The organism is Spiroplasma endosymbiont of Polydrusus formosus, from assembly GCF_964263245.1.
In the GTDB taxonomy this organism is placed as follows: Bacteria; Bacillota_I; Bacilli_A; order Mycoplasmatales; family Mycoplasmataceae; genus Spiroplasma.
In genome coordinates, this window is the sequence record NZ_OZ181656.1 from 345,178 (window position 1) to 358,521 (window position 13,344).

General features: G+C 25.7%; 18 protein-coding genes and 1 pseudogene. All 19 read right to left on the reverse strand.

The window, feature by feature from the left end:
* Positions 1–3 precede the first annotated feature (3 nt).
* The 19 genes and pseudogenes from ACE38S_RS01755 to ACE38S_RS01845 all read right to left on the reverse strand — a co-directional run bounded on the left by ACE38S_RS01755 (position 4) and on the right by ACE38S_RS01845 (position 13,163).
* Positions 4–183: a hypothetical protein gene (locus ACE38S_RS01755; RefSeq protein ID WP_374696107.1), complete on the reverse strand. Its 180-nt coding sequence runs from the start codon at positions 181–183 to the stop codon at positions 4–6.
* Positions 164–1,810 (reverse strand): hypothetical protein, encoded by a 1,647-nt coding sequence (locus ACE38S_RS01760; protein ID WP_374696108.1) that lies wholly within the window; start codon positions 1,808–1,810, stop codon positions 164–166. Before ACE38S_RS01760 ends, ACE38S_RS01755 begins: the two co-directional genes overlap by 20 nt.
* Before the next feature lie 195 nt (positions 1,811–2,005).
* Positions 2,006–2,557, reverse strand: coding sequence for a DJ-1 family glyoxalase III (locus ACE38S_RS01765; protein WP_374696109.1), 552 nt, complete (start codon positions 2,555–2,557; stop codon positions 2,006–2,008).
* Positions 2,558–3,117: 560 nt separating this feature from the next.
* Entirely contained in the window at positions 3,118–3,261 is a 144-nt protein-coding gene (locus tag ACE38S_RS01770) for a hypothetical protein (RefSeq protein ID WP_374696110.1), read from the reverse strand.
* Between the two features lie 306 nt (positions 3,262–3,567).
* On the reverse strand, positions 3,568–3,744 hold the full coding sequence (locus ACE38S_RS01775; protein ID WP_374696111.1) for a hypothetical protein: 177 nt from the start codon (positions 3,742–3,744) through the stop codon (positions 3,568–3,570).
* Positions 3,704–3,874, reverse strand: coding sequence for a hypothetical protein (locus ACE38S_RS01780; protein WP_374696112.1), 171 nt, complete (start codon positions 3,872–3,874; stop codon positions 3,704–3,706). The genes ACE38S_RS01775 and ACE38S_RS01780 overlap by 41 nt, the downstream gene beginning before the upstream one ends.
* 412 nt (positions 3,875–4,286) lie before the next feature.
* Positions 4,287–4,529: a hypothetical protein gene (locus ACE38S_RS01785; protein WP_374696113.1), complete on the reverse strand. Its 243-nt coding sequence runs from the start codon at positions 4,527–4,529 to the stop codon at positions 4,287–4,289.
* Entirely contained in the window at positions 4,516–4,740 is a 225-nt protein-coding gene (locus tag ACE38S_RS01790) for a hypothetical protein (RefSeq protein ID WP_374696114.1), read from the reverse strand. Before ACE38S_RS01790 ends, ACE38S_RS01785 begins: the two co-directional genes overlap by 14 nt.
* A gap of 364 nt (positions 4,741–5,104) precedes the next feature.
* Entirely contained in the window at positions 5,105–5,239 is a 135-nt protein-coding gene (locus ACE38S_RS01795) for a hypothetical protein (RefSeq protein WP_374696115.1), read from the reverse strand.
* Positions 5,226–5,864, reverse strand: coding sequence for an ATP-binding domain-containing protein (locus tag ACE38S_RS01800; protein ID WP_374696116.1), 639 nt, complete (start codon positions 5,862–5,864; stop codon positions 5,226–5,228). Before ACE38S_RS01800 ends, ACE38S_RS01795 begins: the two co-directional genes overlap by 14 nt.
* Positions 5,816–6,415: pseudogene (locus ACE38S_RS01805) on the reverse strand (AAA family ATPase). The gene ACE38S_RS01800 and the pseudogene ACE38S_RS01805 overlap by 49 nt, the downstream one beginning before the upstream one ends.
* A 62-nt stretch (positions 6,416–6,477) precedes the next feature.
* Positions 6,478–7,278: a YrrC family ATP-dependent DNA helicase gene (locus tag ACE38S_RS01810; RefSeq protein WP_374696117.1), complete on the reverse strand. Its 801-nt coding sequence runs from the start codon at positions 7,276–7,278 to the stop codon at positions 6,478–6,480.
* 15 nt (positions 7,279–7,293) lie between these two features.
* Positions 7,294–8,427: a tRNA 2-thiouridine(34) synthase MnmA gene (gene mnmA, locus ACE38S_RS01815; RefSeq protein ID WP_374697109.1), complete on the reverse strand. Its 1,134-nt coding sequence runs from the start codon at positions 8,425–8,427 to the stop codon at positions 7,294–7,296.
* A 113-nt stretch (positions 8,428–8,540) separates the two neighbouring features.
* The gene (locus tag ACE38S_RS01820; RefSeq protein ID WP_374696118.1) at positions 8,541–10,319 is read right to left on the reverse strand and encodes an ABC transporter permease; all 1,779 of its coding nucleotides are present in this window, start codon (positions 10,317–10,319) and stop codon (positions 8,541–8,543) included.
* Between the two features lie 312 nt (positions 10,320–10,631).
* Positions 10,632–11,690: a rod shape-determining protein gene (locus tag ACE38S_RS01825; protein ID WP_374696119.1), complete on the reverse strand. Its 1,059-nt coding sequence runs from the start codon at positions 11,688–11,690 to the stop codon at positions 10,632–10,634.
* 676 nt (positions 11,691–12,366) lie between these two features.
* On the reverse strand, positions 12,367–12,552 hold the full coding sequence (locus ACE38S_RS01830; protein WP_374696120.1) for a hypothetical protein: 186 nt from the start codon (positions 12,550–12,552) through the stop codon (positions 12,367–12,369).
* Positions 12,553–12,716: 164 nt separating this feature from the next.
* Entirely contained in the window at positions 12,717–12,863 is a 147-nt protein-coding gene (locus ACE38S_RS01835; RefSeq protein ID WP_374696121.1) for a hypothetical protein, read from the reverse strand.
* Positions 12,857–13,033 (reverse strand): hypothetical protein, encoded by a 177-nt coding sequence (locus ACE38S_RS01840; protein ID WP_374696122.1) that lies wholly within the window; start codon positions 13,031–13,033, stop codon positions 12,857–12,859. Before ACE38S_RS01840 ends, ACE38S_RS01835 begins: the two co-directional genes overlap by 7 nt.
* Positions 12,993–13,163, reverse strand: a complete 171-nt coding sequence (locus tag ACE38S_RS01845; protein ID WP_374696112.1) for a hypothetical protein — start codon at positions 13,161–13,163, stop codon at positions 12,993–12,995. The genes ACE38S_RS01840 and ACE38S_RS01845 overlap by 41 nt, the downstream gene beginning before the upstream one ends.
* Between the last annotated feature and the right edge of the window lie 181 nt (positions 13,164–13,344).

The window sequence follows — 13,344 nt, forward strand, 5'->3', positions numbered from 1 at the left end:
CATTTAACAATGTTTTTGCTCTTTCGACACATTACTGTTAATTGCTGAATCATCTAAAATATTTTTTAAAACTTCAAGATGAATATCACTTTTAATATCAACTACTGTCTTTGTTAAATTTTTTCCCAAATTAATAATTAATACTAATCCATTTTGATTTGATTTACAATTTACATATGTCAAAAAAGGATTTTCCATTTGTCTCATAAGTGATTTTATCATTTACTTTTGCTGTAACTTTAAATTTAACATCTGTAAAACTTAATTTAAAATCAACAGCATTTAAAATTTGGTTTAAATTAAGTTTATCATTCTCACCAACAATAGCAGTAAAATCTTCTCAGTTCCCTGTTTTATTTTTAAATTGTAAGGTAACTCGCCCGCTGTTCATTGTAACATCGTTACTTTTTAAACCAGTATTGCTTACACCTAAATCACGTAAAATATTAAATCCAGCATAAGTCATTAATGATGGTCCTAAGAAAAAGTTAATTTTAGGAATAAATCAAGTTAAGTGTGATTTAATTCCTTTTCATGTTGATGGTTGCATAAGATTAGTGTTAACAGCATCAATTCCTTGTTTATCTTTCTCTGAAACAAAAATATCTAAAATACTTCCAACTAGTAAAGATGTTTTTAACCCAAAAAATGTTCCAACTGTCCTTTGACCAATTTCTCCGAAAAATGGTACCGATATTCTATATTTGCTTTCATTTTTCTCATATTCTGCTTTATAACCAACTAATAAGTAAAATACTAAACTATCTAAATTTGTCTCAGAATTCTGATAAAAGTAATAATTCTCACCAAAAGCAGCATTAATGTTAGCTTTTAAGTATGGATTAATTGGTGATAATAAATACTGAACTAATGGTAAAATTGTATTGTTTGTTTTTTTAATTTTTGTTTTTCCATCTTTAACAAATCATTGTAATAACGCAATTAAATCCGGCGCAGCATTATGTAACAGATCTCTAACTGTTCCTTTACCTTTAATTGTTTCATCAAAAGAAATATCTTTATTAAGATAACTGTTAATATTGACCCCGATATTTTTGGCACTATTATCAATAATTTCTAATACATTATCAAATTTTGAAATAAAATCAGATTCCATAATTTTTGTTAAATCAATTTTCATAATTTCTTCTGTTGGTAACGGCAGGATACTGATAAAATTATATAAGTCAGCAAAAGTTAGATTTATTCCTGCTTTAATCTGTGGAAATGGTAAATCAATTTTTGGTTTTATATCACTTGTGCTATTAATCTTGTTAACAGCATTTTTTAAATGTAATAATTCATTGACAACTCATTTAATTTTTATATTTAATTCTTCTTTATCTTTTCTTAAAACACTGACGATAGCAGTCCCATTAACAATTTTCAAATCACCTTTGGATTCTTGTTGTTTTGAAATAGCTAATGTATTATATTGTTCATTACCGCCAGCAATTTTTGGTTTAACAAATGTTTCATCATTTTTAATCACTAATTTATAATTTGCTAAAGTAAGGCGATTTCCTAACTCTTCAGCTAATTGTTCGTTTGTTATAATTGATGATGAAGCCAAAAATGGTACTTTAACATATTGTTCTAATTCTTTTTTAATAGTTTCAAGCGATGAATCTCTTTGTTTAGTAGCACATGCTGTCGCAGATATAACGCTGACCCCAATTATTGAAAAAGATCATAAAAAAGCTAATAACTTTTTCGTTTTCTTTCCTCCTAATTTTAATTTAGTTCTAAATAAATAGAACATAAATTTAATATTTATTCAAATACCACCTTTGTTATTTGAATATAGCAAATTAACATATCTACCTTGACTAAAATTTAAAACTCCTTTTTTATTTGAACAAAGGATTAAGAAAAATTTATCAAAACACCCTAAGAGTTGTTAAATAATTAATATGAAATTAACTTACTCATTTTGATGTTACATTAATTTTACTCTTTTTTTAGTTAATTTTTAGTTAATATGTAAAGGATTTGCATAACGGAATTAGTCACGAATTACTAATTCATTTTGTAATTTCATCACTTTTTCAGCTCCTAAAACACGGTCAGCAATTGCTAAAGCAAAATTCATTGTTGAACCAACTGACGCCCCTGTAATAACATGTCCATCAGTAACAGCAGCCACTTCATCATTATAAATTGCTTTTTCCATTCCTTCCGTACACCCAGGATAACTTGTTGCTTCTTTGTCATATAAAATTCCTAAATGTCCTAAAATTTGGGGTGCTGCACAAACAGCAGCAATTGTTTTTTTATCATTATTGGCTTTCAATAATCAATCTTTTAACATCTCGTTTTTGGCTAAATTATTAACTCCAATGCGACCACCTGGTAAAATAAACCCATCATAATTTTCATATTTAACATCTTCAATTAATTTATCAGCTTTAATTGTAACATGATGGGAAGATACAACTTCTAACGTTTTGGTAATACTAATTAATTCCAAATTGATTCTTCCACGACGTAAAATATCTGTGGTAATAATTGCCTCACCTTCTTCAAAACCTGTTGCTAAAAACAATGCAAATTTCATAAATAACACCTCTTTTCTCTTGATAATTATAATATAATTTTATATAATTGTTAAGAGAAAAGATGTTACGAGTGGGATTTTTATCAAAGTTAATTTATAAATTTTATCAAACAAAACATAAACGAAATAAAAAGTATTATTTATTAAAAAATCACAAAACTTTAATTGTTAATAGCATACCACAAGGCATTAATATTCATGTTATTAAAACTTTTAGTGAAAAAAATCACTATTTTAATTCAAACGAATGATATTTTGATTGACAACCCTTTTTAGGACACTTTTTATATGGCCTGTTGTTTTTTATAAATTCAACAGGGTATTAAATAATTTAAACTACCGTGAATTCGAATATTGTTACATCAATGCACAAAGTTAAATAATTTGTATTTTAATTGGGTTAAATTTATAAATTTTTGCCTCTTGACAAATTATTTTTTAAAACTTTTGTAAATTGTTTCAGCCCCAGCATTATCATAAGGATAGCGCCCTCCTTTATTGCTTAATGATTGTTTGGTGTTAAAAGTATTTAAGGTATTGTCAATGATTTTATTTTTAAATTAATTACCCCAGTTAGTATGAAATAACGTAATTTGTTTTAATGGTCTTATAATTGAATAAAAGGTTTCTTGCACTAGTTGTATTGTTTTATTTGTCTCGACACTATAGCCAATTATTTCACGATTAAACAAGTTAATTAACAAACAAAGATAATTTTATTTAGCGCCAACTTGAACATATGTTAAATCATTAACAACAACTTCATTGGGTTGTTTATTATTAAATTCACGGTTTAAAACGTTGCTAATTTCGTTGTTATTAACCACCAACTTATGATTATAATATTTTAATTTGGTGCATTTAGATACTAACTAATTTTTAATCATAATTTGGTGAATTTTTCTTCGCGATAAGATAATATCTTTTTAATTTAAAAAGCTTTAATTTTATAAGACCCATAAATTTTGGCGATTAGCTTAAATGCGCTGATAACTTTTTGTTCATAATTATTAACATCAACCATAGCCGTATTTATTAATTTGGTAGTAATATGTTAATTTTACTATCTTTAATTTTGATCCTATTTGACCAATTTTTCGCACAGAATATTTTTCTTTATTATTGTTAATAATTTCTATTTTTTTATTAATTATCAGCACTACTTGCTTTAAAGGGTTGTTTTTCATTTGTAATTAGATTAATTATTTTCGCAAGGCAATCAAGTTCATTTTCTTCAACAGTGCGATTATTTTTCGCTTTAAAAAATCCAGAATTATGAAATTTTTCAATTAACTGATATATAGTTGATTTTGACACCTTATATTATTTAAAAATTTCAAAAATGTTTTGCTATTTTGATAAAGTAAAACAATTTGTTTTTTAAATTCATATACCGATGAATTTCTTCCTATTTTTATATTCCTATTTTCTTCATAATTATATTTTATTTGAAAGTCCACATAAATATGGTCCAACTTATCGGGACATATTTACTTAAAGTACGAAAAAAAGTGAAATTAATAGTAAAAATCAAAGTATCAGGAATTATATCATTGATGATTCCTTCATCTAACCTAAGATTCTGGTATAAACGACCCGTTGCCCTAGTTATTGAAATTCAATTAAATTAAAAGTTTGCCAAAAAATCTGACCGTGATAAAATCGGGTTATTTAAGTTACATAAACGTTTGATAATATTAATCCCTACCGTATTATCCCTACTATAAAACTACATTGTTCCAATATCAATCGTTGTAAGTAAGTTTAATATTGATGGCGTAGTATTTCGCTTTTCAAATTCATGGTTTTGTTGTGTTATTATTTTAAATATTATTTTTTTATTTAATCATTCGAGATAATTTAATGAATCTTTTTTAATCTTCAGATTTACGCATAATTCATCACTGAAATCATCGCAATAATAATTATCTGAAATACTGACATTAAAATACTGACATTTAAATACTGACATTAAATTCATCAAAATTTATCATGTGGTATTTTTTTCTTAATGTTTTTAAAATTATTTCTATACTAGCTTCCTTAATAAAACCTCAATTATAATCCGAAGTTTTTTGATTTTTTATCTTATTAAATTGAATAATTTTTTGATCTTGTTTCTCATATCGATTATTTGCTAATATATTAAAAATATTAATTCCAATAAAAATAGTAATTGTCAATAATGTTATTACTCTTTTAAATTTTATAATTTCTTTCCTTTCAAATTAAAAATCCATTAATAAATTACTTTTTATCGTTAGTCCGAAGATATTATATAATTTTTAAATTAATGTTTTTAAAATGACCTTGGTAAAATAAAAAATAAAATGCGCAATTAAAAAGGAGGATTTAAATTACACATTTTAAATATAAATTAATGAAAACTATAAAATATATGTTTCTATGTTTGCTTAAAATAAATTAAGAAAATTTTAATTTTAAGCACCACCATTATAACAAAAAAACTGTTTTGACTAAAAAAGTAAACTATTTTATCTTAGGGAGAATAATTTTCAAAATTTATTGCCCTAAGTAACCGATTGTTTACTCGCTTTTATTGCTCATAATAAAAGTTTTAATCGCTGTTTGCAAGGTTGTTCGACGTTTTTGTGGTAAATTATTAACAACTTGTAAAAAAACGGTTGGTTCGCCAATTAAATGTAAATTACATTTTAGCACGAGTAATTGCTGTATAAATTAAATTTCGCTTCAACATTATTCAAAAACTTCTTGTGATAACAAAAATAATATTATTATATTCACTTCCTTGTAATTTATGAACACTATAAGCATAAGCTAAAATAATATCATAATACAACTCTTTATTATATTCAACAACATGATCATATTTTACTAAGATAATAACATCATTTAAATTTTTATCTTTCCTAATATCAATAATAACACCGACATCACCATTATAAATTTCCAATTCCGGGCGATTTTTAAGTTGCATAACTTTTTCGTTTACACGAAAAAGGCAATAACCAATCTTAATTTCTTTCTGACCATATGAACGATTAAGACGATCTTGTAAGTAAGTATTTAAAGTATTAATATCAACTGGTCCCATTATACATCGGGAAACAACTTGAACCGCATTATAATATTCTTGTTGCTTACCAATAAGCTTTTGGTATAAATCACCAACAGTTTTTAATAATTCTTGCGGGTCAGTTTCTGCAACAAATTTTACATCTTTTTTATCAAATAAGTTATATTCAAAATTATCTTTCTCAATTGCATAGCTTAATTCTAAAATATCATTTCCCGCTTCCTGGCGATAAACCTCATTAAATTTCACCACATTAAAAGCATTACTTTGAATAATATCATTGAGTAAATTCCCACAAGCAACGGACGTAACTGATTAGGATCACCAATTAGAATTAATTTTCGTAAATTCACACTAGCTTTGGCAATTTGAGCTAATAATAAACTATCAACCATACTAACTTCATCTAGGATTAGAATATCATTTTCCAAAGGATTATTTTTATTATAAAAAACTGATTTTTAAAAGCATCATATTTTAATAATTTATGAATTGTTAGTTAATGCTAGTTGGCCAGTTTTTTCACGTAATCGTTTTGCTGCCTTACCAGTGGGAGCTGCTAACACAATTTCTGATTGGTGATAAACTTTTTAAAATAAGCCAACAATCCCATCAACAACGGTTGTTTTACCTGTTCCTGGTCCATCAATAATAACTAAAAAATTAGCATAAACAGCGTCCTTAATAGCTTTTGTTTGTTGCATATTATAAGTAATTTTCTTATTACTTGTTAACATCGCTAACTCAGTTGTTAGTTTTTTGTCATCATATTGATTGGTTGTATTTAAACCCGCTAACATTGCGGCAATGTTAATTTCACTATGATATACTTAAGTAACATAAATTTTGTCATTTTTAAAAATTAACAAATTAATTTCCTTACTATATTTCAAACCAGCCAATAAATGTTCTTTGTGAAAGTTGGAAAACGTTTTCATAAAAGGGCTGTTAATTCATCTAAAGTCAAATAAGTATACCCACTATTGTTGCAAAATTCTTTTGCTAAATATCAAGCATAATAACCAATCCTAATATTGCTCACGAGGTCTTGTTTAAATGCTAAATAAATCTTATCAATTATTTTAAAAGAAATATTATCTTTTAACAATAATGAAAAAGTATCTTTTGTTAAAATAGCATAAATTTGATCAACATTATATTTTGTTTTTAATAAGGATAAAACTTGTAACGATAATCCTTTTTGATTAAATTGATGATTTAATTCATAATCACGGCTCATTGATTTAAATACTTTGGCAATAATATTAGCTTGTTTAGAACTAATGCCTGGAATTTGATTTAATGTTGTTAAATTTTCTTTAATTTGGGCAATAACATCGGTTTGATAATAATCAATAATTATTTGTGCTATTTTAGGTCCAATAGTTGGAAATAAACTACTAGTTAAATATTTTAATACCTTATCATTACTATAGGGCGAAATCTTATTAATTTCTGTTACTTCAAAATTTTCGCCATAACGTTCATTATAAATAAAGTCTCCCATTAATTCATATAATTGGTCTGGTTGTAAAGCTGATAAAAATCCTTTAATAAAAATAAAATGGGTTTTATTATTTTCTAATTGAAATTTACAAATCCGATAACCATTCTTTGATTCAAAAACAATTAATTTTAAATAACCCTGTATTTTTTCCGCCACGCTAGTAGATCTTCTTTATAAATAACATAATTTTTCATTATCTAAATAAAAATCATTAATAACACCCCCACCAAGACACACTTTGTCTTGATAAAAAACAGCTGCTTGCCCTGGTGTAATTGCTTTTACTTTTGTTGCAAATTGAACAAGACATTTATTATCATTTAAAACTGTTACTTTAACTGGAATATCTTTTTGACGATAACGAAATTTAGCTGTACAATCAAATTCTTTTGCTGGCAAATCATTAATTCAATTAATATCATTAATGGTGCAACTAGTTGAATATAATCATTTTTCCTCACTACTTTTTGCAACATATAAAATATTATTCGTAACATTTTTCTTGGCAACAAAATACGGTCCACTCATTCCACCTAAATTTAAACCGCGTCGTTGTCCGATTGTATAATACATAACCCCATTATGTTCTCCAATAACTTCATCTGTCTCAATATCAACAATATTTCCAATTTGATTTGGAATATAATTTTGCAAAAATTTTTTAAAATAACGTTCCCCAATAAAACAAATCCCAGTTGAATCTTTTTTGTTAGCCGTACTTAAATTTTGCGCCGTGGCAATTGCCCGCACTTCTTTTTTTGTTAAATTTTCCAATGGAAAAAAGGTTTTTGATAATTGTTGTTGATTCAACTGACTTAAAAAATAAGTTTGATCTTTATCATTATCAACTCCCCGTAATAATTGATATTCTTTTAATGTCTCATTATAAAAAACTTTGGCATAATGCCCCATAGCAATAAAATCAGCATCATAATTATTAATGGCATACTTTAAAAAATAATCAAATTTAATATATTTATTGCACAAAATATCAGGATTAGGAGTTCGTCCTTTTTCATATTCACTAATAAAATGTTTAAAAACATACTCCCAATATTCTTTAATAAAATCAACCCGATGCAAGGGTACTTGTAATGTTTTGCTAACTTGAACAGCGTCATTATAATCAAGTTCTTGCGGACAAATTGTATTATTAATTGCTTTATTGCCTAAAATATCATTATTTAATTGACTGTCTCAATTTCGCATAAAAAGACCTTCGACATTATAACCCGCTTGTTGTAATAAATATAAACTAACTGATGAATCAACACCACCAGACAAACCAACCACAACTTTTTTTATTGTTCATCACTTCCTTTTTAATAATAATTAATAATATTTAACATTAACATTGAAAGTTAAAAATATAAATAAGAAGGTATTTTCCTCTTCTTTTAAATTACCAGGATTATCTCTTAAAAACTTTGCTTTTTAATTCTAAAAATTCCGATCACCATTAAAAGATTTGCTAACAGTAAAAAACTGTAACTAATAATAATTTGCAGAATATTGTTAATTAAACTAAAGTTAATATTCATAAAAAAATACCCATATAAAGCAATACCAATAACCCCACACAAAAATATTAAACTTAATGGTAAAAAACAATAAAGTTGTATCTTAAAATTCGATACTAAACAAAATGGCAAAATAACAATCACCGCATAAATACTAATTAAAGTTAACATAAAAATTCGATTTATAAAAAAATAATGGTGATTAACAGCAATAAAATCAAGTTTCCAAAAATTAATTTCAATAAAATTATATAAATCTAATGCTGAATTATTAACTCAATTATTAAATAATAAAAAAGTACTATATAACGTAATTAAGCCAACAATCGCCATCAAACGGGCTGCTAAAACAATTGTATATCGTCACTTAATAATGTTATTTTTATTAATTTTAGTAATTCGCCGGCGACCATTTGATAATTGTCGAACTTGATAATTATCATTAAACATTGTTATTGCTTGCACAGAAAATTTTGTTTGTTTCTTTGCTAACTTTTCCTCGCTATTATTAAGCTGTTTTGTCTTTTTTTCCCTAATTTTATTAGTTTTAATTTTTCCTTTTTGGTTTAATGCATGTTCATTAATATTATAATTAAATAACTTCGCGTAAAAATTATCAATCTTATAAGTTCCATCTATTTCTTCAAGTTCTACTGCCCGCGGAATTTCTTTTTGATAATTTTCCTTTTCTTGTAACATTTGGAAAGTTTTTGCTTGTTGGGGTTTCTTTTCTTCTTGATAATAATATTTATTAGTTGTCTGCTCTACACCTAAATTAGGACGATTTGTGATATCTCATTCCGTTGTCTCGGTCTCGTTATACGATTGCCTATTTTGTTCTGAAGGCATAACTAAATTAATGTCTTGCTTTACTTCTAGAATTTCTTTCCTTTTAATAACAAAACTATTATCTTGGTTTGATTCACCTGCCCCTTTTAATAATTTAGATGATGTTTTATCTTCTTCTTTTGGTAAAGGGGGCTTATTATAACTCTGGGTAAAAAAAACATCTTTTTTTGGTGTTACTCTTGATGAAGAAAAATTAGACAAATGTTTTGCAAAAAGAGGCTTTGATTCTCTTGTTTGATTATTATCAATAGGATTAGCTAATGACCGACTATTTTTTTGCTGATCCTTTTGCATTATTTTCTGAGCAAAATCACGATCTTGTTCTTCTAAAACTACTCGTTCAATTTTCTTTTCCGTATGATCATTCCAAACAACATTATTATTCTTATTATTAAAATTTATTAAATTAATCTTTTTTGTTATTACTAGGGGTTCATGCAAATATTCTTTATTATACAAAGGAGATTTTTCATCAAAAGTTGATTTAATCTTATTTAAGCGCTGATGAAAATTTATCTTTTCCTGTTTTAATTTCTCCGTTTGATTATGTAAAATATTTAAAGCATCAGGATTATTTAAATTTAAAGTTATATTATGAGCTTGTTTCATTTGTATTACAGCATTTAAATCATTATTTTGGTCAGAAGTTTGATTTTGAGACAAAGTAAATGATGAATCATAATTATTTTTAAAAAAATGACTATTTTCATTTTGCAAAAAAGTTGCTTTATTGCTTAAAAAAAGATCTTGCTGACCATTATTTTGGTCTTTAATAATACTTCTTTTAATTGGTTTAATTTTTAAAATTTTAATATTATCACTTCGCATTATAAGTACCCCAGTTCAACCAAATTCAAAAATATATGTTAATTATATCCTAAAACTCTTTAAAAAAAGGAATATTTCCTCCTTTTCTAACAATAATATGACCAAATATGACCAATAATACAATTATTAAATTAAAGTTTTGCCAACCAAAACTTAATATGTTATAATTAAAATCGTAAATTATTTTAAAAAATATTAGTTATTTTTTAAAATAAATGACTTTTAATTAACTTATTTTATTACAAAAAGCATCCTGTATGATTAGTTAACAAAAAATGTAAATTGTAAAAAATAGATAATGATTTAAAATCCTTATCTATTTTTTTTATTTTCTTCAATTAATTCAGTTCTAATTTTTTTCTCATAGGCGATACATCCGTCAATAATAGATGTGTCAGTATTTTTAGCCATTCGAACAGGAATTTGGAAATACTCGGATAAGAATTCTTTCATTCCAGCAATTTGGGAACATCCGCCAGTAACTAAAATACCGTTAGCGACAGCATCCCTAGTTAATTCAGCAGGAGTTTTTTCTAAAACTTCTGTTATTAATTGCGTAATTAATGAAAAAATACCTATTAATAATTTTCTGATTTCTGAGTCTAAAATTTCGGTTTCTTTTGGCATTCCTGTTACAACATCACGGCCAAAAATAATCATTTTTTTATTTTCTTTTGTTTTGTATAATGAACCAATTTGTTTTTTAATTTGTTCAGCTGTTACGACACCAATTGATATGGTATGTTTTGCACGAATATATTTTAAGATTTCTTCATCAATATAATTTCCGGCTGTTTTAATTGATTTACTTTCAACAACTCCACCAGCGGATATAATGGCACAACTTGTTTTTCCGCCACCAATATCTAAAATGAAAGTTCCTTTTGGTGCAAAAATATTTTCGCCCGCTCCCAAGGCTGCCATTAATGAATCTTCTTCAATTTTTACAAAGTCAGCACCAATATTTTTGCACATTTTAATCATTGCTTGTTTTTCTAAGTCTGTAACATTTTTGGGACACGCAATTAAAACAATAGCATTTTTTCACAAACCAGTTATCTTTGCTTTTTTTCCTATTTGTTTAATAAATTCTTCTGCAATAGTTAAATCTGTAACTGCACCATTTCGTAATGGTGAATAAATTTCAATTTTATCGTGAGTTTTTCCAATTAACTTTTTAGCATCGCCCCCCAATGCTATTAGTTTATTAGTTCTAATTTCAAATGCCATTACTGATGCTTCATTAAAAATAATGCCTCTCCCCTCAACATAAGCAATTGAATTAGTGGTGCCTAAGTCGATCGCAATAAATTTACGAGGTGATTTTGGCGAAATGTTAAATGTATTTTTCAATACGTCTGATATTGCCATCTTTAAAATGCCTTCTTTCGTTTTATTGCTTTGTTAAAAAAACATAGCAATAATAATATAATAATTTTCTTAAATATTAAACCCTTTACTTGCTATAAAACATTCAATACCAAATAATTATATTATATAAAATCTAAGGTAATTTGCAATTAAAAATGTTAATTTCTGTTTTTTTTATATGACATAAAAATAAAAAAATATATTTAAGAGTGCGCCCCAAAAAGTAAGTAAAATAAAAAAAGATTTTGCTAAATTTTTATATGAGGGGCATTTATATGACAATAAAATAACAAAAATATAACAAATATACATCATAATTTAGAAAAAAATAATTAATGAAATTAAACAAAAAAGTTGTTGAATAGCAGCAAAACAATATAATCTAAATGCAAATATTGGATTGGAAACCTTTTTTAGGACACTTTTTATATGGACTGTTGTTTTCTAAATTAAACAGGTATTAAATAATTTAAACTACCATTAATTCAAATATTGTTATATCAATGCACAAAGTTAAATAATTTGTATTTTAATTGAGTTAAATTTATAAATTTTTGCCTCTTGATAAATTATGTTTTAAAATTTTTGTAAGTTGTTTCACCCATAACATTATCATAATGATAGCCTTTATTACTTAATGATTGTTTGATGTTAAAAATATTTAAGGTATTATCAATTATTTTATTTTTAAATTCATTGCCCCCAGTCAGTATGAAATAACGTAATTTGTTTTAATGATCTTATAATTGAATAAAAGGTTTCTTTGCACTAGTTGTACTGTTTTGTTTGTCTCGAAACTATAGCCAATTATTTCACGATTAAACAAGTCAATCAACAAACAAAGGATAATGTCAAATGTCATTTAACACCACCTTGAACATATGTTAAATCACTAACAACAACTTCATTGGGTTGTGTTTTTTATTATTAATTATTAAATTCACAGTTTAAAACGTTGCTAATTTCGTCGTTATTAACCACCAAATTATGATTACGATATTTTAATTTGGTGTATTTAGATACTAACTAATCTTTAATCATAATTTGGTGAATTTTTCTTCGCGATAAGATAATATTTTTTAAAATTAAAAAAGCTTTAATTTTACAAGATTCATAAATTTTTACGATTAGCATTAAATGCGCTGATAACTTTTTGTTCATAATTATTAACATCAACCATAGCCACATTTATTAATTTGATAGTAATATATTGATTTTGCTATCTTTAATTTTGATCCTATTTGACCAATTTTTCGCACAGAATATTTTTCTTTATTATTGTTAATAATTTCTATTTTTTTATTAATTATCAGCACTACTTGCTTTAAAGGGTTGTTTTTCATTTGTAATTAGATTAATTATTTTCGCAAGGCAATCAAGTTCATTTTCTTCAACAGTGCGATTATTTTTCGCTTTAAAAAATCCAGAATTATGAAATTTTTCAATTAACTGATATATAGTTGATTTTGACACCTTATATTATTTAAAAATTTCAAGAATGTTTTGCTATTTTGATAAAGTAAAACAATTTGTTTTTTAAATTCATCGGTATATAAATTTCTTCCTATTTTTATATTTTTACTTTCTTCATAATTATATTTTATTTGAAAGTCCACATAAATATGGTCCAACTTATCGGAACCTATACAGAATA